General features: G+C 68.3%; 18 protein-coding genes. 12 read left to right on the top strand and 6 right to left on the bottom strand.

The window, feature by feature from the left end:
- Window positions 1–130: 130 nt before the first annotated feature.
- Entirely contained in the window at window positions 131–1,024 is an 894-nt protein-coding gene (locus ACH438_RS31570; protein WP_397011841.1) for a PAC2 family protein, read from the bottom strand.
- Window positions 1,025–1,256: 232 nt separating this feature from the next.
- On the opposite strand from ACH438_RS31570, the gene metH reads away from it, so the two are divergent.
- From metH to ACH438_RS31595, 5 genes are all read left to right on the top strand, one after another.
- Window positions 1,257–4,835: a methionine synthase gene (gene metH / locus ACH438_RS31575; RefSeq protein ID WP_397011843.1), complete on the top strand. Its 3,579-nt coding sequence runs from the start codon at window positions 1,257–1,259 to the stop codon at window positions 4,833–4,835.
- Window positions 4,836–4,916: 81 nt separating this feature from the next.
- On the top strand, window positions 4,917–6,689 hold the full coding sequence (locus ACH438_RS31580) for a protein kinase (protein WP_397011845.1): 1,773 nt from the start codon (window positions 4,917–4,919) through the stop codon (window positions 6,687–6,689).
- A 122-nt stretch (window positions 6,690–6,811) separates the two neighbouring features.
- Complete coding sequence (locus ACH438_RS31585; RefSeq protein ID WP_397011847.1) at window positions 6,812–8,314, top strand: carboxylesterase/lipase family protein; 1,503 nt, start codon at window positions 6,812–6,814, stop codon at window positions 8,312–8,314.
- A gap of 117 nt (window positions 8,315–8,431) precedes the next feature.
- The gene (locus ACH438_RS31590; RefSeq protein WP_397011849.1) at window positions 8,432–9,103 is read left to right on the top strand and encodes an HAD family hydrolase; all 672 of its coding nucleotides are present in this window, start codon (window positions 8,432–8,434) and stop codon (window positions 9,101–9,103) included.
- 52 nt (window positions 9,104–9,155) lie between these two features.
- Window positions 9,156–9,566, top strand: coding sequence for an MmcQ/YjbR family DNA-binding protein (locus ACH438_RS31595; RefSeq protein ID WP_397011851.1), 411 nt, complete (start codon window positions 9,156–9,158; stop codon window positions 9,564–9,566).
- Here ACH438_RS31595 and ACH438_RS31600 read toward each other — a convergent pair.
- The gene (locus tag ACH438_RS31600; RefSeq protein WP_397011853.1) at window positions 9,563–10,687 is read right to left on the bottom strand and encodes an epoxide hydrolase family protein; all 1,125 of its coding nucleotides are present in this window, start codon (window positions 10,685–10,687) and stop codon (window positions 9,563–9,565) included. The genes ACH438_RS31595 and ACH438_RS31600 overlap by 4 nt on opposite strands.
- A 62-nt stretch (window positions 10,688–10,749) precedes the next feature.
- Between ACH438_RS31600 and ACH438_RS31605 the strand changes: the two genes are divergently transcribed.
- Both ACH438_RS31605 and ACH438_RS31610 read left to right on the top strand, forming a co-directional pair.
- Entirely contained in the window at window positions 10,750–11,709 is a 960-nt protein-coding gene (locus tag ACH438_RS31605; RefSeq protein ID WP_397011855.1) for a helix-turn-helix transcriptional regulator, read from the top strand.
- A 132-nt stretch (window positions 11,710–11,841) separates the two neighbouring features.
- Window positions 11,842–12,159 (top strand): hypothetical protein, encoded by a 318-nt coding sequence (locus tag ACH438_RS31610; RefSeq protein ID WP_397011857.1) that lies wholly within the window; start codon window positions 11,842–11,844, stop codon window positions 12,157–12,159.
- Here the strand turns inward: ACH438_RS31610 and ACH438_RS31615 are convergent, their stop codons facing one another.
- Entirely contained in the window at window positions 12,160–12,759 is a 600-nt protein-coding gene (locus ACH438_RS31615; protein WP_397011859.1) for a hypothetical protein, read from the bottom strand. It abuts the gene before it with no gap.
- A 164-nt stretch (window positions 12,760–12,923) separates the two neighbouring features.
- Here ACH438_RS31615 and ACH438_RS31620 point away from each other — a divergent pair, with 164 nt between their 5' ends.
- Both ACH438_RS31620 and ACH438_RS31625 read left to right on the top strand, forming a co-directional pair.
- The gene (locus ACH438_RS31620; RefSeq protein ID WP_397011861.1) at window positions 12,924–14,183 is read left to right on the top strand and encodes a sensor histidine kinase; all 1,260 of its coding nucleotides are present in this window, start codon (window positions 12,924–12,926) and stop codon (window positions 14,181–14,183) included.
- Entirely contained in the window at window positions 14,176–14,892 is a 717-nt protein-coding gene (locus ACH438_RS31625) for a response regulator (RefSeq protein WP_397011863.1), read from the top strand. The genes ACH438_RS31620 and ACH438_RS31625 overlap by 8 nt, the downstream gene beginning before the upstream one ends.
- On the opposite strand, the gene ACH438_RS31630 is transcribed toward ACH438_RS31625, so the two are convergent.
- From ACH438_RS31630 to ACH438_RS31640, 3 genes are all read right to left on the bottom strand, one after another.
- Window positions 14,889–15,815 carry a toprim domain-containing protein gene (locus ACH438_RS31630; protein ID WP_397011865.1) on the bottom strand — a complete coding sequence of 309 codons (927 nt, stop codon included), beginning with the start codon at window positions 15,813–15,815 and terminating at the stop codon, window positions 14,889–14,891. The two genes, ACH438_RS31625 and ACH438_RS31630, sit on opposite strands and share 4 nt — an antisense overlap.
- A 139-nt stretch (window positions 15,816–15,954) precedes the next feature.
- Entirely contained in the window at window positions 15,955–18,054 is a 2,100-nt protein-coding gene (locus ACH438_RS31635) for a glycogen debranching N-terminal domain-containing protein (protein WP_397011867.1), read from the bottom strand.
- Window positions 18,051–19,265, bottom strand: a complete 1,215-nt coding sequence (locus ACH438_RS31640; protein ID WP_397012113.1) for a glycosyltransferase family 4 protein — start codon at window positions 19,263–19,265, stop codon at window positions 18,051–18,053. Before ACH438_RS31640 ends, ACH438_RS31635 begins: the two co-directional genes overlap by 4 nt.
- Window positions 19,266–19,630: 365 nt before the next feature.
- Between ACH438_RS31640 and ACH438_RS31645 the strand changes: the two genes are divergently transcribed.
- The 3 genes from ACH438_RS31645 (at window position 19,631) to ACH438_RS31655 (ending at window position 22,820) form a co-directional block, all read left to right on the top strand.
- Complete coding sequence (locus tag ACH438_RS31645; protein ID WP_397011869.1) at window positions 19,631–20,467, top strand: arpA protein; 837 nt, start codon at window positions 19,631–19,633, stop codon at window positions 20,465–20,467.
- Between the two features lie 14 nt (window positions 20,468–20,481).
- The gene (locus ACH438_RS31650; protein WP_397011871.1) at window positions 20,482–21,318 is read left to right on the top strand and encodes a class I SAM-dependent methyltransferase; all 837 of its coding nucleotides are present in this window, start codon (window positions 20,482–20,484) and stop codon (window positions 21,316–21,318) included.
- Between the two features lie 140 nt (window positions 21,319–21,458).
- Window positions 21,459–22,820: an NAD(P)/FAD-dependent oxidoreductase gene (locus ACH438_RS31655; RefSeq protein ID WP_397011873.1), complete on the top strand. Its 1,362-nt coding sequence runs from the start codon at window positions 21,459–21,461 to the stop codon at window positions 22,818–22,820.
- Window positions 22,821–22,997 lie beyond the last annotated feature (177 nt).

Below are 22,997 nucleotides of genomic sequence, written 5' to 3' on the forward strand. Positions count from 1 at the left end.
GGTACGGAAAGCTCACAAACAGAACAGAAGGTACTGAAATCCGGTGCTGGGACCGGATTTCAGTACCGACTGGCTGGTTGGCGAATGGTAACTCGGAGTTTGCGGCAGCGCGTGCTATCGGGGATGTTCGCTAGAGCCCGAAGCCGCCGCGCCCACGCCGGCGCAGGTACTTCTCGAACTCGGCCGCGATGGCGTCACCGTCGATCTTGGCCATGGCCTCCGACAGATCCACCTCGGCATCGCCACGCTCCTCGAGCGAGCGCACGTACTCCGCGATTTCCTCATCGCCCGCGGTCATTTCGTTCACCGCGGCCTCCCACTCCTCGGCCTGCTCGGGCAGCCCGCCCAGCGGCACCTCCACATCGAGCACATCCTCGACCCGGTGCAGCAGTGCGATCACGGCTTTCGGATTCGGCGGCTGAGAAACGTAGTGCGGCACCGCGGCCCAGAAGGAGATGGCCGGAACACCCGCGCGCACACAGGCATCCTGCAAGACGCCGGTGATGCCGGTCGGGCCCTCGTAGCGGGTCTGTTCCAGATTGAAGCGCTCGGCGGCTTCCTTGCTGTAGGCGGTTCCGGTGACCGGCACCGGGCGGGTGTGCGGGGTATCGGCCAGCAGCGCACCCAGGATCACCACCGTCGACACGCCGAGCTGTTCCACGAATTCGAGCAGATCACTGCAGAAGGACCGCCACCGCATATTGGGTTCCACACCGCGCAGCAGCACCACATCACGATCACTGCCCGGCGGCGAGCACACCGACAGCATGGTCGACGGCCACTGGATCTCCCGCGTCACGCCATCCACCTGACGCACGGTGGGACGATTCACCTGATAGTCGTAGTAGTCCTCGGAATCGAGCTCAGCCAGCGGCTGCGCATCCCAGATCAATTCCAGGTGCTCGACCGCACCGCTGGCGGCGTCGGCAGCGTCGTTCCAGCCTTCGAAGGCCGCGACGAGCACCGGATCCCGCAGGGTGGGAAGGTCCGATTCCGGTGGCACCGGGGATTCACTGGCGTTCACCCGGTCAGCCTACGGTGTGCCGCACACCTGCGTATAAACGACGCGCAATCGACCCCCGCCGCTCATGTTCGCGGCCCGTCTCGGTCTGGACTGAGTGGAGCGGGGGAGCGAAGCGGAGGAGCGGAAGGAGGGAAGACCGAGACTTACAGGGCCGCGAACCCGCCGGAGCGAAGCGGAGGCAGAAGACACAGTCGGATACAGGTTGTCTGCGCATCCCACTACTCTTGAGTACATGTCAGTACGCAGCCGCGCCGAATTCGACACCACCCTACTCGACACGCTCAGTAAACGTGTTGTGATCGGGGACGGTGCGATGGGGACGATGCTGCAGGCCGCGGATCTCACGCTCGACGATTTCCGTGGCCTCGAGGGTTGCAACGAGATCCTCAATGAAACCCGCCCCGACGTGCTGCGACACATCCACCGCGCCTACTTCGAGGCCGGCGCGGACGCGGTCGAGACCAACACCTTCGGGTGCAACCTGCCCAACCTCGCCGACTACGACATCGCCGATCGCATCCGCGATCTGTCGGAGCGCGGCACCCGGCTGGCCCGCGAGGTCGCCGACGAGATGGGCCCCTCCGCCGACGGCACCCCGCGCTACGTGCTGGGCTCGATGGGACCCGGCACCAAGCTGCCGACCCTGGGCCACGCTCCTTATGTCTCCCTGCGCGATGCCTACACCGAGGCCGCGCTCGGCATGCTCGACGGCGGCGCCGACGCCATCCTCATCGAGACCTGCCAGGACCTGCTGCAGGTCAAGTCCGCGATCACCGGCAGCCACAATGCCATGCTGCGCGCGGGCCGGCGCATCCCGATCATCACGCACGTGACCGTGGAGACCACCGGCACCATGCTCGTCGGCTCCGAGATCGGCGCCGCGCTGACCGCGCTCGAGAAGCTCGGCATCGACATGATCGGCCTCAACTGCGCGACCGGTCCGGACGAGATGAGCGAGCACCTGCGTCATCTGTCCAAGCACGCGCAGCTGCCGGTGTCGGTCATGCCGAACGCCGGTCTGCCCATTCTCGGCGCCAATGGCGCCGAATACCCGCTCAGCGCCGAGGATTTGGCGATCGCGTTGAGCCAGTTCGTGTCCGAGTTCGGGCTCTCGCTGGTCGGCGGCTGCTGCGGCACCACCCCCGAGCACATCCGCCAGGTGGCCGCCGCGGTGCGCGAGGTCGAGCAGGCCCGCCGCACCCCGGCCCACGAGCCGAGCGTGTCCTCCATCTACACCGCGGTGCCCTTCGAGCAGGACGCCTCGATCATGATGATCGGCGAGCGCACCAATGCCAACGGCTCCAAGGCCTTCCGCGACGCCATGCTGGCCGGCGACTGGCAGAAGTGCCTCGACATCGCCAAGGACCAGACCCGCGACGGCGCCCACATGCTGGACCTGTGCGTCGACTATGTGGGCCGCGACGGCAGCCTCGACATGGCCGAACTGGCGTCGCGCCTGGCCACCGCGTCCACCCTGCCGATCATGCTGGACTCCACCGAAACCCCGGTGCTGCAGGCCGGTCTGGAGCATCTGGGCGGGCGCTGCGCGGTCAACTCGGTCAACTTCGAGGACGGTGACGGACCGGAGTCGCGCTACCAGCAGACCATGGCACTGGTCGCCGAACACGGTGCGGCCGTGGTGGCCCTGACCATCGACGAGAACGGGCAGGCTCGCACCGCCGCGCACAAGGTGGAGATCGCCGAGCGGCTCATCGCCGATATCACCGGCAACTGGGGACTCGACGAGTCCGACATCATCATCGACACCCTGACCTTCACCCTGGGCACCGGCCAGGAGGAGTCGCGCCGCGACGGCATCGAAACCATCGAGGCCATCCGCGAACTCAAGCGCCTGCACCCGGAAGTGCAGACCACGCTGGGTCTCTCGAACATCTCCTTCGGCCTCAACCCGGCCGCGCGGCAGGTGCTGAACTCGGTGTTCATGCACGAATGCGTGGAGGCCGGTCTGGATTCGGCCATCGTGCACGCCTCCAAGATCCTCCCCATGTCCCGGATTCCGGAGGAGCAGCGCGAGGTCGCCCTCGATCTGGTCTACGACCGCCGCACCGAGGACTACGACCCCCTGCAGAAGCTCATGGCGCTGTTCGAAGGCGTGTCCGCGGCCTCCTCCAAGGCCTCGCGCGCCGAGGAACTGGCCGCGCTCCCGCTGTTCGAGCGCCTCGAGCGGCGCATCGTGGACGGTGAGAAGGCCGGCATGGAAGCCGATCTGGACGCGGCCATGCAGGAGGTGCCGCCGCTGCAGATCATCAACGAGACGCTGCTGTCGGGCATGAAGACCGTCGGTGAGCTGTTCGGCTCGGGCCAGATGCAGCTGCCGTTCGTGCTGCAGTCGGCCGAGGTCATGAAAACCGCTGTCGCGCACCTGGAACCGCATATGGAGTCCACCGACGACTCCGGCAAGGGCCGCATCGTGCTGGCCACGGTCAAGGGCGACGTGCACGATATCGGCAAGAACCTGGTGGACATCATCCTGTCCAACAATGGCTACGAGGTCGTCAATCTCGGTATCAAGCAACCGATTTCGACCATTCTCGAGGCCGCCGTGGACAAGCGCGCCGACGTGATCGGCATGTCCGGACTGCTGGTGAAGTCCACCGTGGTCATGAAGGAGAACCTGCAGGAGATGAACACCCGCGGCGTCGCGGAGCAGTTCCCGGTGCTCCTCGGTGGCGCGGCGCTCACCCGCGGTTACGTCGAGAACGATCTCACCGAGGTCTATCAGGGCGATGTGCACTACGCGCGCGACGCCTTCGAGGGCCTGCGGCTGATGGACGAGATCATGACCCTCAAGCGCGGCGGTGGCATCGATCCGGATTCGCCCGAGGCCATCGCGGCGCGGGAGAAGGCCGCCGAGCGCAAGGCGCGCCACGAGCGTTCCAAGCGCATCGCCGAGCAGCGCAAGGCCGTCGAGGTGCCGGTCGAGGTGCCCGCGCGCTCGGATGTGGCCGCCGATCTGGCGGTGCCGACGCCGCCGTTCTGGGGGACCCGCATCGTCAAGGGCCTATCGGTCAGCGAGTACTCGGGTCTGCTCGACGAGCGTGCGCTGTTCCTGGGTCAGTGGGGGCTGCGCGGTCAGCGTGGCGGCGAGGGTGCCTCCTATGAGGAGCTGGTGGAGACCGAAGGCCGTCCGCGGCTGCGGTATTGGCTGGACCGCCTGACCGCCGAGGGCGTGCTGCAGCATGCCGCGCTGGTGTACGGCTACTTCCCGGCGGTCTCCGAGGGCGATGATGTGATTGTTCTCACGGAGCCGAAACCCGATGCGCCGGAACGGTATCGGTTCACTTTCCCGCGTCAGCAACGCGACCGGTTCCTCTGCATCGCCGATTTCATCCGCTCGCGCGAACACGCAGTGCAGACCGGTCAGGTGGATGTGCTGCCGTTCCAGCTGGTCACCATGGGACAGCCGATCGCCGATTTCGCCAATGTGCTCTTCGCCGAGAACAACTACCGCGACTACCTCGAGGTCCACGGCATCGGCGTGCAGCTCACCGAGGCGCTGGCCGAGTTCTGGCACCGGCGCGTGCGTGAAGAACTGACGCTGGAAGGACATTCGGTCGCCGATGAGGACCCTGCCGATGTGCAGGAATACTTCAAACTGGGATACCGTGGCGCTCGGTACTCGTTCGGCTACGGCGCCTGCCCAGATCTGGAGGATCGCGCCAAACTCGTCGACCTGCTGGACGCCGGCCGGATCGGGGTGACACTGTCCGAGGAGTTGCAACTGCATCCGGAGCAGTCGACCGATGCGTTCGTGCTGCTGCACCCGGAAGCCAAGTACTTCAACGCTTAGAATTTCCAAGAGGTTTCCGGGCTTTTCGCGCAACGGTGCAGGGTGGCTCGGCGCGAAAGCCAGCAGGAGGGGCACAACCACATGAGCGCAGACCGGCTGATTTCGGGGCGGTACCGACTTACGGATCCGATCGGCACCGGTGCGATGGGGGTCGTGTGGCGCGCGACCGATGTTCGGCTGCGCCGCACGGTCGCGGTCAAACAGCTGCTGCTGACACCGGGGCTGACCCGGTCCCAGGCCGTCGAGGCCAGGATGCGGGCGATGCGTGAGGGGCGCATCGCCGCACGCCTGCATCACCCCAATGCCGTCACGGTCTTCGATGTGGCGGAGGAGGACGGCCAGCCCTGGCTGGTCATGGAATACGTCGACGCGGTCAGTCTCGCGGCGCTCATGCGCGAGAAGGGCCATCTCGATCCGGCCGAGGTCGCCCGCATCGGGGCCAAGGTCGCCGAGGCGCTCGCCGCCGCGCACAAGGCCGGGATCGTGCACCGGGATGTGAAGCCCGCCAATATCCTGGTCGCCGACGACGGCACGGTGAAGATCACCGACTTCGGCATCTCCCGCGCCATCGGCGATGTCACCGTCACCTCCACCGGCTTCCTGGCCGGCACGCCCGCCTACCTGTCCCCGGAGGTCGCGCGCGGCGAGAACCCCGAACCCGCCTCCGACGTATTCGCGCTGGGCTCAACGCTTTACGCGGCCGTGGAGGGCTCGCCCCCGTTCGGTGAGGGCGACAACCCGCTGGCCGTACTGCATTCGGTGGCGCGCGCGACCGTGCCGGAGCCCAAGCGGGCCGGCGCGCTCGGACCGGTGCTCATGGAACTGCTGGCCGCCGAGATGGCGGACCGGCCCACCATGGTCCAGGCCGCCGAGCAGCTGCAGGCCGTGGCCGAGGGCCGCACGCCCGCACCGCTGCCGGTCACCAAGGTGATGCCGGCGGCGAATGCCGCTGCGGCAGTGGATGCTTCGGGCGCCACCACGGTGCTGGCCACCTCCGCCGCCCGCGCGTCCACGGCCAATGCCACCGACCCCACCGTGCACGTGGACATGGGCGCCTCGCGATCCGGCGGCTCGGGCACCGCGCCCCAGACGCCGGTGCCGCCGGGACCACCGGGGTCGAAAAACGGTGGCATGGACCGGAATCGGCGATTGCTCGCCCTGGTCGCCGCCGGCATCGTGGGCGCGCTGATCATCGCGGGCGTGGTCGCGGTCGCGGTGAACCGCAACAGCAGCAGCAATGCACCCGCGGCCAACGGCACCAGCCCGGCCACCGCGCCGGTGAATCCGACCACGGCGGTGGCCTCCTCACCACAGGGCGGCGCACCGGCGGACGGCGGCGGCAATGCCCAGCCGCAATCGGGCGGCACCGCCGGGCAGGCGACCCGTAGCTCGAACCCGCCCGCCTCCGCCGTCGCGCCGACCACCGTGCCCGCCCCGACCTCGGGCCTGGTGCCGGGAGCGCCCGTGCCGAGCAATGCGCCCGTCCCGCCGACCACGACGCTGCCGCCGACCACCACGCCCCCGGTGACGACGACCCCGTACGGTCCGGCCTCGGTGCAGTCGGTGAGTTCCTTCGTGCAGGGCTACTACGGCATGCTGCCCGGCAATGTGAGCGGCGCGTGGTCGGAGCTGTCGCCCGGCTATCAGAGTTCCACCGGCGGCTACGGCGCCTACTCCCAGTTCTGGGGCGGGATCGCGTCGGTCAGCGTCGGCGGGGTCACCACACAGGGCAGCAACCGTGCCGTCGTGAACCTGACCTACGTGCTCAAGAACGGCCAGACGACCAGCGAGAGCCGCTGGGTGCAGCTGGATTCCTCGACCGGTCGCCTGCTGATCACCGCCTCCGGGGTCTGAGCGCGCACCCGACGGGGCGGGCGGTTGACGACCGCCCGCCCCGCCTGTGACTCTGATCACGGCCCGCCGATCGATCGGCGGGGAGAGGAGAGCAGGCCGATGATGCATGCGGTGGTGGCGTGGTGAGTGAGACAGAACCGGAAGTGACCGTGCGCGGCGGCAGGATTCGCGGGCGCACCGAAGCGGGAATCAGCGCGTTTCTCGGAATCCCTTATGCGGCACCCGCCATCGGCGCGGCGCGCTTCGAACTGCCCCGGCCCGCGCCGAGCTGGGACGGGGTGCGCCCGGCACAGCACCTCGGGCCCGCCTGCGTCCAATCGCCGTATCCGGGTCCGATCCGGGCACTACTGGGCGAGTCGCCGGTCATCGGTGACGATTACCTGAATCTCAATGTGTGGACACCGGATCCGGGCGGCTCCGGGCTGCCGGTCATGGTGTGGATCCACGGCGGCGCGTTCACCCGGGGCGCGAATTCGCTGCCGCTGTACGAGGGCAGCGCCTTCGCCCGCGACGGGGTGGTGCTGGTCTCGATCAACTACCGGCTCGGCATCTCGGGATTCGCGGTGCTGCCCGACGCGCCCATGAACCGCGGCCTGCATGATCAGCTGCTGGCACTGCAGTGGGTGCAGGACAATATCGCCGCCTTCGGCGGAGATCCGGGCCGCGTCACGATCTTCGGTGAATCCGCGGGCGCCATGAGCGTGGGGAGCCTGCTGGCCTCCCCGCTCTCGGCCGGACTGTTCGAGCGCGCGATCATGCAGAGCGGCAACGGTTCCGCGGTGGCCGATCCGGCGGATGCCGCCCAGGTGACCGCCGCCATCGCGGAGTTTCTCGGGATCGGTGCGACGGCAGCGGAATTCGCGGCGGTCGAGCCGTCGCGGTTGCAGTCCGCACAGGACGCGATCGGCCTGGCCCTGACCCTCGAACCCGATCCGCAACGCTGGGGTGCGTCGGTGATCGCCAGCGGGCTCGGCGTCATGAGCCTGTTCCCGGTGGCCGACGGCGAAGTACTGCCCGGTCCGCAGGCGGACACCCTGGTGGCACGGCCGGAACGCATCCGGCCGTTGCTGATCGGCAATACCTCCGAGGAATTCCGGTTCTTCACCGTCCCCGCGGGACTGGCCGCCGCCATGGCCGCCACTGCGCTCTCGGCATTGCTGGCACGCAGCGGGATCGATCCGGACGTGGCGAAGATCTACTTCGCCGCACGGCCCGATGCCACGCCGGGAGATATCTACAGCGCGATCATCACCGATGTGGCCTTCCGGACCGACACCATGCGGATCGCCGATATCGTCTCCTCGGCGGGTACCGCCTGCCACGTCTACGAATTCGGCTGGCCCAGTGGCATCGACGGGATCGGCTCGTGTCATGCCCTCGAGATTCCGTTCGTCTTCGACACACTCGCCCTCGGCAAGACGCTGACCGGACCCAACCCGCCGCAGCCGCTGGCCGATGAAATGCACCGGGCCTGGGTCGATTTCGCGGTGCACGGTGATCCCGGCTGGGCGCGATACGAGAGCGCGGCGCCGCTGGTGCGGCACTTCGGCAGTCCCGCCTCCTCGACCGGCGCGCCGCGCGCGCTCGACGAGCTCGACGCCTTGCACGCGGCCTTCCGGCACTGAGCGCGGCGAGCTGCTGCTGCCCGGCCTCGGGCGGTGTCGGTGGGCACCGATAGGCTGGGCGGCGGTTCTCGCTGGATATGGCCCCGGATGTCGGGGTGCGGAAGGAGTGGCGGCGCGGTGGCGCGGTTGGATGCGGTGTTGTGGGACATGGACGGCACGCTGCTCGACTCGGAGAAGCTCTGGGATATGGCATTGCGGGAGCTCGCGGCCGAGATGGGGCACGAGCTGACCGATGCCATCCGGCACGCGCTGATCGGGGCGTCGGGACCCAATGCCATGCGAATCCTGTTCGCGGGGCTGGGCGTCGAGGCGACCCCGCAGGCCACCACCGCGGCCGCGGACTGGATCGAGGAGCGGGTCACCGAACTGTTCCACGGGCCGATTCCGTGGCGGCCGGGCGCCCAGGATGTGCTGGCGGGGCTGCGCGCGGCGGGGGTGCCGATGGCGCTGGTCACCAATACCAAGCGGTCGCTGACGGAGTTGGCGCTGAACACCTTGGGCCGCGACAACTTCCACGCCACGGTCTGCGCCGACGAGGTCGAACACGGTAAACCCGCACCCGATCTCTACCTGCGCGCCGCCGAACTGCTCGGCGTCGCACCCGAACACGCGGTCGCCATCGAGGATTCACCCACCGGATCGCTGGCCGCCGAGGCCGCCGGCTGCACGCTGCTGGTGGTGCCGTGCGAGATCGCGGTGCCCGAGGGACCGGGGCGGGTCTTCCGCGACAGCCTCATCGGGCTGACCCACACCGAGCTATCGGGTCTGCGCGCCGCCCGCGCCAGCTGAGCTTTCCCATTCGTCCAAGCCCGCGCCGCCGGTGCGGACTAGCCTGCGAATCATGGGTGATCCGCCGGCCTCGCTGCGCGCACTGTGTACCGCGCTGCCGGAGGTGACCGAACGCCTCAGTCACGGCGAGCCGACCTGGTTCGTGCGCGACAAGAAGACGTTCGTCATGCTGTCCGACCATCACCACGACGACCGCTACGGGTTTTGGTGCGCCGCGCCCGCGGGCGTGCAGGAGGAATTGGTCGCGGCCGAGCCCGCACGGTTCTTCCGGCCGCCCTATGTCGGGCATCGCGGCTGGCTCGGCGTGTATCTCGACGTCGACGTCGACTGGGCGGAGATCGCCGAGATCGTCGAGGACGCCTACCGCATGGTCGCGCCCAAACGGCTCATTGCCGAACTCGACGCCCGCCTCCCGCCGCAGCGGGAAACGGGCGCCGATCGGCGATCCGGGACGCGCGGCTAGCGCAACGGCCCGAAGAAGGCCCGCAGATCTCCGGCCAGATTCACCGGATCCTCCATGGCCGGGAAGTGCCGCCCGCGCGCGAATTCGGTCCAATGCGCATCGGCCGGAGCCGGAACCACCCGGCGCACAGTCTCATCCGCGCCGAAGACCGCGAAACCCTGCGGCACCGCCGCCGGTGCACCCCAATCGGTGGAATGGGCCTGCTCGTAGAGCGTGTGTGCGGCACTGGCCCCCGCACCGGTGAACCAGAACAGCGACACCGTGGTGAGCAGCTGATCGAGATCGATCGGCAGATCGGTCCAGTTCTCGAACTTCTCGGCGATCCACGCCAATTGCAGCAGCGGCGAATCGGTCAGACCGTAACCGATGGTCTGCGGGCGGCTGTTCTGGATGGCGAGGTAACCCGAACCGTCCCGGCGGAATTCGTCCATCCGGGTCAGAATCAGCTTGTCCACCGGGTCGTTCGGATCCAGGCTGTCGGCCAGACCGGGCAGGAAGGTCGCCACATTCGAGGCGGTCTGCGGATCGGTCACCACATGCACACCCGTCACATGCCCGCCATCGAAACCGGCCACCATGCCCGACACACCACTGCCCACATCCCCGCCGTGCACGCCGTAGCGGTCGTAGCCGAGCCGGGCCATGAGCTCGATCCAGGCCCGCGCGGTCCGGCCCATCGACCAACCCGCCGCGCTCAACGGGGTCGAGAACGCATACCCGGGCAGCGACGGGGCGATGACATGGAAGGCCTGACCCTCGGCCGGATCGGTGAGCAGCGGGATGAGACTGCTGAACTCGGCCACCGAACTCGGGAAACCGTGGGTCAGCAGCAGCGGCTGCGCATCCGGGCGCTCGGAACGCACATGCAGGAAATGGATGGTCTGACCGTCGATCTCGGTCGTGAACTGCGGGAAGGCATTGAGCGCGGCTTCCTGTGCGCGCCAATCGTATTCGGTGCGCCAGTACTCGGCCAGCTCCCGCAACCGCGCGGCGGTGATGCCGCGCTCCGCGCCGGTGCCGGGGATCTGAGCGGCCCAACGCGCATGGGCCAGGCGATCGTGCAGGTAATCCAGGTCGGACTGCGGAATCTCGATGCGGAAGGGGCGGATCTCTTTGCTCATGAACCAAGGTTATGAACCATTGCGGAAAGGTTCGTTCCGCGATTGCGAACTACGATCGAGAAATGTTGGAGACCTCCGCGCGACTGCTGCGACTGCTGTCCCTCATGCAGTCCCGGCGTGACTGGACCGGCCCGGAACTCGCTGCACGCCTGCACGTCACCACCCGCACCATCCGCAATGACGTGGACCGCTTGCGTGAACTCGGTTACCCGGTCGAAGCGCGCCCGGGCGTGGACGGCGGCTATCGGCTCGGCGTCGGCGGCGCGCTGCCCCCGCTGCTGCTCGACGACGACGAAGCCGTCGCCGTGGCCATCGGACTACGCACGGCCGCAAGCGGTTCCGTCGCCGGCATCGAGGAAACAGCGGTACGTGCCCTGACCAAACTCCAGCAGATCCTGCCCTCGCGCCTGCGGCACCGGGTGAGCGCCTTCCAGCACGCCATGCCGATCCCCGCCCGCGGCCCCCGCGTCGACCCCGACGTGCTCACCGCCATCGGCGCCGCCTGCCGCGACCACGAACGCCTGCGCTTCGACTACCGCACCCACTCCGGCACCCCCGGCCGCCGAACGGTCGAACCGTACCGCCTGGTCAGCCACGTCCAACGCTGGTACCTCCTCGCCTGGGACCTCGACCGCGACGACTGGCGCACCTTCCGCGTCGACCGCATGGACCCTCGCACCCCCACCGGCCCCCGCTTCACCCCCCGCCCCCTACCCCCCGACGCCGACATCGCCACCCGCGTCGAACGCGGTGTAGGCGAGGCCACCTGGCGCTTCCGCGCCCGAATCATCGTGCACGCCAGCGCCGCCCACGTCCGCGCCAAGATCCCCATCTCGGTCGACGTAGAACCCTTGTCCGACACCACCTGCGCCTTCGAACCCGGCTCCGACGACCCCCGCATGCTCGCCCTCTATCTCGGCCTGCTCGACGCCGACTTCGAAATCATCGACGCCCCCGAACTGGTCGAGGCACTGCACACACTGATCGCCCGATACCAGCGCGCGGTCGGGACAAAGGTGTAAACAGCCGGAGACCGCCGCATCAGGAAACCGTCAACTTGACGGGTTCGTGGATCAGAAAATTATCGCCCACCCGCCAGGATCGAAACACGCAGCGCCACTTGGGCACTGCGCGCATCGAGAAAGGCCGGACCAATGCTCGAACGTGCGATACGTATCGCTTTCCTGGCGGCAGGAGCGATAGTGCTCGCCGCGCCGCTCGCCCACGCCGACAGTCACAATCGCGCGGTCGACCCCGGGTACAGCCACCACAACCACGGCAGTACCGGCACGACCGTCGACAACAGCAGCGAATCCAAATGCCCGTGCAGCCAAGACCCGGGCGACGCCGACACCTGGGGGAACGAACCGCACGGCAGCAAAGGCGGAGGCGGGGGTAAGGGCGGCGCCGGCGGCGGGCACATCAGCGACGACGAAGGACCGGACCACTATCACGGGTACAGCCCGCAGTAGTCAGCGCTCGGCAGGGGCGGTGGCCGGGAGCAGCAGGAGGTGCAGCAGCCCGGCCGATACGCCCATCAGCAGTGCACAGTCCATGTAATGGCACGCCATCGCGCCGAAGTAGCCCGGGCCGCCCCAGGCGTTGGCGGTGAAGTTGGGGTCGAGGCCGCCCAGGATTTGTTCGCCCATGCGCCACGGCAGGTAGACCAGGATCAGCAGCGGCAGGAAGGACAGAAGGAGGCGGAGGGCGGGGCCGGGGTGGTGGGTGGCGGCCTTCGCTGTGGTGCGGAGGCGTTGTGCGGCTTGGGAAGTCAGTGGGGTCAGCAGGTCGGCCGGGCGGAAACCGCGGCGGGCCAGCACGATGATGATCGCGATCGCGAGCAGTAGGACGATGAGGTGTTGCCACCAAGCGGCGGTGCCTGCGACGTGCGCTTCCCGCTGGGGGGAGCGCATGGCGTATTGGATGCCGCCGACTATGACGCCCGTTGTGACGGAGAACGCGGCGAGCGCCGTCAGTGGGCGGGACAGGCGCGACTGGACCGTGGTGTGCGATGCGGGTCGGTGGGTGGGATGAGGTTGGGGCGAGGTGCGTTCGGCGCCTTGTGGATTCATGTCGTCAACCTTGGCGGGCGGGTGGGTGCCGAGTCGTCATCCTGGGGCCGGGACGTGGGCTTGGTCTGCGGGCGGAGGTTCGGGGCGGGTCAGACCTGGGGATGACGCGGCGGCTGGCCCGTGGTCCGATGCGCGGGCGGCGGAGCGGCGATTACCGTCGGTCTATGTCGTCTACCTCAGTACTCTCGGCTGCCCCGGACGGGTGGAGCGCGGCCGCGCGGCCGGAACCGCCGTGGCATGAGCGGTGGATGGTCCGGCATCGGGAGGACTCGATCGGGCCCGACGCGATCGATATCGCGATCGCGGTCGGATGCTTCGTGCTGTTCACCGGGCCGCTGCTGGTCGGGATGACGCGCGGGATCGGGTCCACGGCGGAGATCGCGGGATTCGGGGTCGCGGCCGCGGCGCCGCTGGTGGTGCGGCGGCGGTGGCCGCTGGCGGTGCTCGTCGCGGTGACGGTGGTGTTGTGCGCGGCCTCGCTGGCCGATGTGCGGTTCACGCCGTGGGTGAGCAATACCGGGCCGGTGATCGCGGTCGCGGTGCTCACGCTGGCGGATCGGCGGCCGCGGCGGGAATCCTTGATCGCCACCGGGATCGCGCTCGTGGCATTGTGCGCGGCGGGATCGTATGCGTTCCATGCGTATTCGGATCAGGATCAGGATTTCGTGCAACCGCTGATCGCGGCGCCGGCCTGGCTGCTGGGGGATATGTTCCGGACGCGGCGGGAGTATCAGCGGAGTCTGGCCGAGCAGGAGCGCCAGCACGCGGCCGAGACCGAGCGGCGCATCCGGGCCGAGGAACGATTGCGGGTGTCGCGCGATGTGCACGATCTGATCTCGCACACGCTGAGCATGGTGGCCGTGCGATCCGGGGTGGCCAGGCTGCTGATCGACGAGAACCCGGAAGAAGCCCACCGGGCGCTGACCACCATCGAGACCGCCAGCCGCTCGGCGCTGCGCGAACTGCGCGGCGTGCTGACGCAATTCCGCGAACCCGGGTGGAACGATGAGCTCGCCGAGCCGGGACTGGCCGAGGTGGCCGGGCTCGTCGACGGGCTGCGCCACGATGGACTCGTGGTGGAATATCAGGTGATCGGGGTGCCGGGGGAGTATCCGGCGCTGTTGCAGACCACGGTGTACCGCATCGTGCAGGAGGCCCTGACCAATGTGGTCAAACACGCGCACACCGAACACGCCCGCGTCGAGATCCGCCATGCCCCGGCGGAATTGACCGCCGTCATCACCGACGACGGATCCCCGGACGGCCCGCCCGCCGAGATCGATACCAGCGGATCGGGTCTCGGCCTGGCGGGCATGCGGGAGCGAGTCTCGTTGTTCGGCGGCCGATTCGCGGCCGGCCCGCGCGCTACCGGCGGATTCGCCGTGACCGCCACCTTCCCCATCACCGAGGAGGACCATGCCTGACCACGCACCCGCCGACCCGATCCGCGTCCTGATCGCCGACGACGAAGCGCTGGTACGGGCCGGATTCCGCATCCTGGTCGACTCCGCACCCGACCTCACCGTCGTCGGCGAGGCCGGCACCGGCGGCGAAGCGGTGCGGCTCACCCGCCAGCTGCGCCCCGATGTGGTGCTGATGGACATCCGTATGCCGGTCATGGACGGCCTGGAAGCCATGCAGCACATCGCCGCCGACAGCCGGAAGACGACCGCCGACGGCGACCTGCCCGGCAGCGGGCCGCATGTGCTGATCGTGACCACCTTCGACCAGGACGAACACGTCTTCCGCGCCCTGCGCAACGGCGCGGGCGGCTTCATCCTCAAAGACTCACCGCCCGAACAACTCCTGCACGCGATCCGGGTCGTCGCCCACGGTGACGCCCTGCTGACCCCGAGCATCACCCGCCGCATGATCAACGCCTTCGCCCGCCGCCCCGCCGCCCCCGCCCCGCGCGCGGACGCCCTGAGCGCGCTGACCGATCGGGAGCGAGAAGTGCTCGGCCACATCGCCGCCGGTCGCTCCAATGCCGAGATCGCCGCCGTGCTCTACGTCAGCATCGCCACGGTCAAGACCCACGTGGGCCGCCTGCTCACCAAACTCGAGGCCCGCGACCGCGCCCAGCTCGTCGTATTCGCCTACGAATCCGGCACGGTGGTACCCGGCACCCACTAGGCCGAAGCGCGGCGGAAATGCTCGTCGAGCACCGGCACGGGTTCCAGGTCGGAGATATCGTGGCCCGCATTGCAGTGATCGGTGAGATCCTTGCCGTCGCGGGCCTGCACGATGCGGATCTCGCCGACCCGATCACTCAGCGTCGCAGCGACTTTGGCGGCATGCCGATAACCCGGGGCATCCCGGTCGGCGACGATCCACACCCGCGGGGCGCAGTCGAGCCAGTCCGCGTGCTCGCGCCGCCAGCCCTGTGCGCCGCCCGCATTGCAGGTGGCGGTCAGGCCCGCGCGGGTGGCGGTGAGGACATCGGATTCGCCCTCGCAGATGTAGATTTCGCGCCCGGCGCGCACCGCGGAGATCACCTCGGGCAGATGGAACGGCAGCGGCGCGAAACCACCTGATTCCCAGCCGTATTCGGTCCGGCGCTGCTGCCAGAAGGATTTCACGTGACCGCGCCGATACAGCGTACGCACCCGGATGACCCGCCCGGCGGGCGTACCGTCGGCGAGGCGATAGATGTAGGCGGCGACCCGGCGCGGGCGGCCCAGCTGCGGGCCGGGATCGGGTTTGTGCACCGACAACGGCAGTCCCGCCGCGAGCAAGGCCCGATCGGCCACCGCGAGCTCGGGTGCCGGCCCGGTCCGGCGCGGGCCGGTGCGATCGGGTGGCGGGCCGTCGAACAGGTCACGGATATGCAGGCCGAGGCGTTCGAGCACTTCCTCGTCGGAGCAGCCGGCGAAGCATTTGACGATGGTGCGCTGCCGCTGCCGGTTGTAGACCACGCCGAGGGAGGGATGGTGATGCCGGCCGTCGGCCTCGTGCACCGGGCACAGGAAGGTCATCCAGTCGCCGCCGCGCTTCCCCGGCCCGGAAACGCGATGCAATGCGCCGGTGATGGTGTCCCAGGATCCGTTGGTCCCCATGCTGCGGTCCTCTCACTACCGGTGTACCCGGTTCGAGAGAGGTGTCAACCACGGTGAATGACCCTGTGGCGCAAAGGTTATCAACGTCCGCGCGAACGTGTTTACCGGTGTGCGCGCGAACGAGCGCACACCGGCGGGCTCACAGCCGGTTCAGTTGCCACTCCGCGGGCAGCCCCTGGATCGAGGCCTCACGCCCGCTCGCTTCGATGGTGACCGTCGCCGGGCCCAGCCGCAGATCGGTGAGCCGGACCGTGCCCGCGCGCTCGGGTAGCCGCGGCGCGATGGTGAGCGTGCGTGCCGGCACATCGGGCAGCAGGCCGAGGAAGGACCGCATGAGCAGCAGCGGCGCCGCACTCGCCCAGGCCTGCGGCGAGCACGACGTCGGATACGGCACCGGCATATGCAGCTCGGCGCGGCCGAAACCGCAGAACAACTCCGGTGGGCGCGCCCCGAATTCGAGGATCGCCTCCAGCAGTCCGCCGGCCAGCCGCTCGGCCAGCTCGGTGGCGCCGGGAACATGGGCGTAGCGCAGCAGTCCCGCGACCGTGATCGCCGTATCGTGCGGCCACACCGAACCGGTGTGGTAGCCCATCGGATTGAACCGCCGCACGGTCGATGACAGGGTGCGCAGGCCGAATCCGCTGTCGAGATCGGCGGCGCCGAGCCGGGCGATGAGCTCCTCGGCCCGCTCGTCCGGCACGATGCCGGTCCACAGGCAGTGGCCGTTATTGCTGGCGACGGCATCGACCTGCCGCTTGGACCCGTCCAGGGCGAGCGCGTAACAGCCGTGCCGCGGTATCCAGAACGCCTCGTCGAAGCGCGCTCGCAGCGCCTCGGCCTGCGCGCGCAGTCGCGCCGCGGTCGCGGTATCACCGGCGGACTCCGCGAGTTCGGCGCGCCCCAGCCACGCCGCATGGACATAGCCCTGCACCTCGCACAGCGCGATCGGCGGTTCGGCCAGGCGCCCGTCGGCGAAAGCGATCGCGTCCCAGCTGTCCTTCCAGCCCTGATTGGCAAGTCCGCGATCGGTTTTGCGCCGGTACTCGACGAACCCGTCGCCGTCACTGTCGCCGTAGTCGTCGATCCAGGCGAGCGCGGCATCGGCGGCGGGCAGCAGGGCCGCGAGCGCCGTGGCGTCCACTCCCCAGCGCCGGCATTCGGCCAGCAACATGACGAACAGCGGGGTGGCGTCCACGGTGCCGTAATAGACCGAACCGCCCAGCACCCGATCACTGCCCGGACCGTAGCGCCGCTCGTGCATGATCCGGCCCGGCTCCTCCTCGGTTACCGGATTGTCCTGCGTGCCTTGTAGTTTCGCGAGCTGCCGCAGCGTCCCCAAGGCCAGGTCGGAGTCCAGCACCAACGCCATCCACGAGGTGAGCAGGCTGTCGCGCCCGAACAGCGCCATGAACCACGGCGCACCCGCGGCCACATAGGAGGTGCCGTCGGAGGGATCGTCGAGCCGCAGTGCGCCCAAATCGCTTTCGGTGCGCTGCAATATGGCGTTCAATCCCGCGCCGCTGGCGGTGAGGCTGGTCGTGGTGGCGCGCCAGCGGCGGATCTTGTAGGCCGGACTGTCCTCGTCCCCCTCGTCGAAACTCATCGGCGCGGCCCGATGCCCGATCACCGGCCGGCACTGGATCACCGTATGCCAGCAGCCCCGGCGCGGAATCACGATGTGCCACAACAGCGTGCCCGGCTGGATGGCCGGCTCGCCGTCGGCCTGAATGGCCACCTCGCGTCCGGGATCGGTGCGGTCGGTCAGGCGCAGGGTGTCGGCGGTGGCGGTGAGTTCGCAGCCGTGACCGCTCACCCGGCCCTCCTTGACCGCGAACAGATCCGCGAAATCCGCGTCGACATCCAGGGTCACGGTCATGGCGGTGTCCTCGTCACCGAGATTCTGCACGGTGACGACCTCGCGCATGCCCTCGCCGATCATGCGGCGGCGCTGCACCAGCACCGTGGCATCGGCGACACCGTGCGGCGGCGGCTTGCGCGCCACGAACCGCGCTCGGAACGGATCGCGCAGCACCACCGAAAGCTGTTCGGGCGGTTGCCCGTCCAGGCGCAGTTCCCAGCGGGTGAGCACTCGGGCATCGCGGTAGAACAGACCCTGCGCGGTGCCCGGATGGATATCGCCCAGTTGATCGGACAGGCAGAAGGTGCTCGCCTCGACCAGCGTGACAACGCCGGTCCCGCCGTCGATCGGCGTCGGCGGGCCGGCGTTGAAGACGGTCATCGACGGCCGCTCCGCAACTGGGTGCCGCTGCGGCGTGCGCCGTTCGGACCCGGGAGTCGATTCGTCCGGATCACCGCGGTCGCGGGCCGCACGCGCGCAGCGGCTTTCGCGATCACCCGGTGGTAGGCCGCCGCGTAGCCGCGGCCGAAGCTGCCGGTGGAGAACAGGTCTTCGACCCGCTGGCGGCAGGCGTAGGGATCGATCTCCCCGGCCCGCGCGATGGCCTCGGGAAGTTCCTCGGGGCTGTCGCAGATCCAGCCTGTCACACCGTGTTCCACCACTTCCTCGACCGCGCCGCCGCGCAGCGCGATCACCGGTGTGCCGCAGACCATCGCCTCGATCATGACGATGCCGAAGGGTTCCTCCCATTGGATGGGGAACAGCAGACACCGTGCGCCGGCGAGCAATTGCCGCTTGGCGACCGCGTCGGCCTCGCCGAAGACATCGTCGGTGTCGGTGAGCAGCGGGCGCACGGCCTCCTCGAAGAAGGCCTTCTCCGGCGGCTCGTTGCACTTGCCGGCCAGGATCAGCCGCAGCCCGGCCGCGTGCGCGGCCTGCAGGGCCAGGTGCGGGCCCTTGTAGGGGGCGTAGCGGCCCAGGAACAATGCGTAATCGAGCTTTTCGGTGCGGAATGGCCATTCTTCGGGGCGAATCGCGTTGTGGACGCGGCCGATCCAATTCAGATCCGGCGCCAATCGGCGCTGCCGGTCGCTGATGGCGACCAGCTGTACGCTCCGGTCGAGCGATCGGTAGTAATTGTCCATTTCGGCGTCTACCGGCCCGTGCACGGTCACCACGGTCGGGATTCCCAGCATTCGATAGGCGGCCGCATTGCCGGGTCCGGCAAATGTGTGGTCGTGCACGATGTCGATCGGGTCGGTGGCGTGCAATTCCTCGATGATGCGCCAGGCTTTCATCGCGTTGACGATCTCGGGGTAGGGCTCGCCCAGCCGGTGGGGCAACGTCTCGTCCCATACCGGGACGAATCGTGCGCGGGTGCCCGGGCGACCTGCGCCGAGCAGTGTCACCCGATGGCCCTGATCCACCAGCTCATCGGCCAGGTGCGCGACGACGGCCTCGACGCCGCCGTAGCCGGCGGGCGGGATGTCGAAGTACGGCGGAGCTACCAGCACGATATGCAGAGAACGATTTTCCTCGATATTCGCTCCCGCCTGCGAAGAATAGACGGGATCTGGACTCAGCAAATTCATGGCGTTCGCCAATGATGCCTTGTCCGAAAGTCGGTAACTCATTTCAAAGCTCCTCGTCGTTGAGGTTGAATTGAGCCAAACCGTCATCCACTCTGGCACCGGGGTAACCACTCGGCAAGGAAGTATTCGGACTTCGACCGTATTCGTAACCGGATGGTTATATGTATGTTTATGCCGGTCGGGAGCGGGTACAGCTAACAGTCCGCACCCGCACGAAAACTGCCGCTAGCAGGAATTGTGAAAATCCACAATCGGAGAGCTTCCCGGGCGTGTCGGCCGGTTTTATGGACAGAATGAGCCGCATGGTTGGGACAGGGGGTCGGGCCGACGCGTGCGATACGAACGGCAGGGGAGTGGAAGCTTCCGTGCCCGGAGTCGATATCGCGCGTTATCCGCTCGACGCACCGGGTAGCGAGCGGTGGACGGCGGCCGTGCGGGCGGCGCGGGTCGAACTGGCGGCCGATGGTTGTTGTGTCCTACGCGGTTTCATCCGCCCCGGCGAGCTGGCGACACTACGTGGCGAGGGCGTGGAACTGGCCCCGCACGCGTATTACACCGTGCAGCAGGTGAATGCCTACAACATTCCCCTCGATACCGAGCTACCGCCCGATCATCCCGGCCGCATCGTACTGCGCCGCGGAAACGCCTTCGTGGCACGCGATCTCATCCCGCGTGAGGCGCTCATCCAGCGCCTCTACACCGATGCCCGGTTCCAGCGCTTCGTGGCCGATTGCTTCGGTTTGAGCGAATTGCACGAGTACACCGACCCTTTGGCGGGCCTCTGCCTCAATGTGGTCGCGCCCGGTATGTCGCATCCCTGGCATTTCGACACCAACGAGTTCACTGTCAGCATGCTCACCCAGGAACCCGAATGCGGTGGGGTGTTCGAGTATTGCCCCAATATTCGCTCGCGCACGGCCGAGCATCTCGACGACGTGCACGCCGTGCTCACCGGCCACGGCGACCAGCTGATCCGCCGCCTCGAGCTACGTCCGGGTGATCTGCAGCTGTTCCAGGGCCGTTTCTCCCTGCACCGGGTGGCCCCGGTCGGCGGGACCGTGCAACGACATTCGGCGATCTTCGCCTACAGCGATATCCGGGGCGTGATCGGCAGTGCCGAGCGTTCCCGGCAGTTGTTCGGCCGGGTCCTACCGGACCATCTGGCCGCGGGCGGCGTCCGCGGCGATCGACTGCTCGACTGAGAGGGAACCAACACGTGCCGGTTTCGTTACACACCACCACCGGAAAAGCCTCGTTCGACGACATCTACGAGCGTCCCGACCCCCGCGCCTACTACGCCCGTATGTCCGAATTGGACTACCGGATACCGGAATTGGCCAAACCCCATTTCGAACGGTTCATCGCCGATCACCGTGTCGCCACCGGCATCGCCGCACCCACCGTGCTCGATATCGGCTGCTCCTACGGCGTGAACGCGGCCCTGCTGCGCCTGGACCTGACCATGGCCGAACTCGCCGAGCACTACCGCGAATTCAGCGAACCCGACGCCCGCACCGCCGACCTCATCGCCCACGACCGCGAACTGCTCGCCGCCCGCGACCAGCTACCGGGCGTGCGGTTCCTCGGCATGGACGCCTCGAGCCCGGCCCTGGATTACGGTCGCGCCGCGGGCTTCCTGCACGGCGCCGTGCACGCCGACCTGGAAGCCGCCGACCCCACCGAGGCCCAGCGCCGCATCCTCGCGCGCGCGGACCTGGTAATCTCCACCGGCTGCGTCGGCTACATCACCGAGCGCACCCTGCTGCGCGTCGCGGGCGCACACGGCGGAAAACTGCCCTGGATGGCGCATTTCGTGCTGCGCATGTACAGCTTCGAACCCATCTCCGCGCACCTGGCCGCACTGGGCTACCGCACCGAACGCGTACCCGGCCTGCACCAGCAGCGCCGCTTCGCCTCCGCCGACGAGCAACAGCGCGTACTGGACACCTTGGCCGCCAATGGGATCGACCCCGAAGGCCACGAATCCGACGGCTGGCTCTACGCCCAGCTGTATCTGTCCCGGCCCAAATTCAGCGTCGCCACCGAACACTGAGCGGCCCGGTAAACATTGGGCGTCGCCGCGCCGATGAACACTGCGAGACGCATGGCGATAAGGCATCGTCTAGACAGACGTATCCGGGAACCACACCTGGGTTTCCCCTGAAATGCTCCGACGAAGGTTACGGTGAAACGGTGGTACCAGCGAAGATCGTAATCGTCGGCGGTGGCTTCGCGGGTGTCGAGTGCGCCCGCTACCTGGAACGCCATCTGCGACCGGAAGAGGCATTCGTCCAACTCGTCACGCCCGACGCCGGGTTGCTCTACCTGCCCCTGCTACCGCAGGTCGCGTCCGGAGTACTCAATCCGCGCTCGATCTCGGTCTCGCTGCGCCGCGTGCTGCGCCGCACCGAGGTGGTGCCGGGCATGGCCATCGGCGTCGATCCGGATACGCGGCAGTGCATCGTGCGCCGGCCCTCGGGCGGTGAACTCGCCCTCGAATACGACCACCTGGTGCTGGCCGCGGGATCGATCACCAAGACCTTCGACGTGCCCGGCCTGCACGAGCACGGTTTCGGCATGAAGACTCTGCCCGAGGCCATGTTCCTGCGCGACCACGTGCTGCGGCAGCTCGATGTCGCAGCCGTGCGCGGCGAGGAGGACGAGGACCGCGAACGGCTCAACTTCGTCACCATCGGCGCGGGCTACGCCGGCACCGAGACCACCGCCGTGCTCAACAAGGTCACCCAGGCCGCGGCGCGACGCTACTTCCCCAAACTCGAATCGAGCATGGTGAAGTGGCATCTGGTCACCCACGGCGACCGGATCATGCCCGAACTCGGCGAACGCCTCGGCGCGAACTGCAAGAAGATCCTCGCCGAACGCGGCATCGAACTCATCTCCGGCGCCTCGGCCAAAGAGGTCACCGCGCACGGTGTCACGCTCACCAACGGGCGCTTCATCCCCACCCGCACGGTGCTGTGGACCACCGGGGTGGCCCCCAGCCCGCTGGCCGGGCACCTGGGCGCGGATACCGATCACGGCCGCATCGTGGCTTGCGCCGAACTCAGCGTGCCGAGCCAGCCCGGCGTCTGGGCGTGCGGTGACGCGGCGGCGGTCCCGGATCTGGCCGAGGGCGAGGACAAGATCTGCGCGCCCACCGCCCAGCACGCCATGCGCCAGGGCCGGCATCTGGGCAAGAACCTCGCGGCCACGCTGCGCGGTGAGCAGCTCGAGCCCTACAAGCATCCGGACCTGGGCATGGTGGTCGATCTCGGCGGCAAGGACGCGCTCGCCCGCCCGCTGAAGATCGGATTGCGCGGCATCCCAGCGCAATTCGTGGCCCGCGGCTACCACCTGATGGCCTTGCGGACCCTGGTCGCGCGCGCCCGGGTCGCCTTCGACTGGACCGTGCACGGGCTCAGCGGCGACGACTTCCTGCGGATCGGCTACGGCGACTACGGCACCCACACCATCGGCGGTTTCGAGCAGACCGGCTGCTACCTGGCCGCCGACGAGGTGCCGCTGCTGCTCAAGTCGCTGGATCAGACGGCCTGATCCGGGGGAGGGTTCGGGCACTCGCACCGAAACTGTTGTGGCGCAGTAAAACAGCTTTCTCCCGCCCGGCGTGTCGGATTCCCGCGAATCCTGGCGCGCCGGGCGGTTCGATGACCAGAATGGTGCGTTGTGACTGTGACCGGGGGGCGGACACACATGCGCACGAGCGGGCTGCCC

It is taken from the genome of Nocardia sp. NPDC020380 (assembly GCF_044386975.1).
GTDB lineage: Bacteria > Actinomycetota > Actinomycetes > Mycobacteriales > Mycobacteriaceae > Nocardia.

Bases quoted from the DNA above. Each gene is read 5' to 3' on its own strand.
- ACH438_RS31635 (WP_397011867.1), bottom strand. From the start codon at position 18,054: ATGACCGTCTTCAACGCCGGCCCGCCGACGCCGATCGACGGCGGGACC.
- ACH438_RS31620 (WP_397011861.1), top strand. From the start codon at position 12,924: ATGTCGTCTACCTCAGTACTCTCGGCTGCCCCGGACGGGTGGAGCGCG.
- ACH438_RS31615 (WP_397011859.1), bottom strand. From the start codon at position 12,759: ATGAATCCACAAGGCGCCGAACGCACCTCGCCCCAACCTCATCCCACC.
- ACH438_RS31630 (WP_397011865.1), bottom strand. From the start codon at position 15,815: ATGGGGACCAACGGATCCTGGGACACCATCACCGGCGCATTGCATCGC.
- metH (WP_397011843.1), top strand. From the start codon at position 1,257: ATGTCAGTACGCAGCCGCGCCGAATTCGACACCACCCTACTCGACACG.
- ACH438_RS31580 (WP_397011845.1), top strand. From the start codon at position 4,917: ATGAGCGCAGACCGGCTGATTTCGGGGCGGTACCGACTTACGGATCCG.
- ACH438_RS31600 (WP_397011853.1), bottom strand. From the start codon at position 10,687: ATGAGCAAAGAGATCCGCCCCTTCCGCATCGAGATTCCGCAGTCCGAC.
- ACH438_RS31640 (WP_397012113.1), bottom strand. From the start codon at position 19,265: ATGAATTTGCTGAGTCCAGATCCCGTCTATTCTTCGCAGGCGGGAGCG.
- ACH438_RS31610 (WP_397011857.1), top strand. From the start codon at position 11,842: ATGCTCGAACGTGCGATACGTATCGCTTTCCTGGCGGCAGGAGCGATA.
- ACH438_RS31625 (WP_397011863.1), top strand. From the start codon at position 14,176: ATGCCTGACCACGCACCCGCCGACCCGATCCGCGTCCTGATCGCCGAC.
- ACH438_RS31595 (WP_397011851.1), top strand. From the start codon at position 9,156: ATGGGTGATCCGCCGGCCTCGCTGCGCGCACTGTGTACCGCGCTGCCG.
- ACH438_RS31605 (WP_397011855.1), top strand. From the start codon at position 10,750: ATGTTGGAGACCTCCGCGCGACTGCTGCGACTGCTGTCCCTCATGCAG.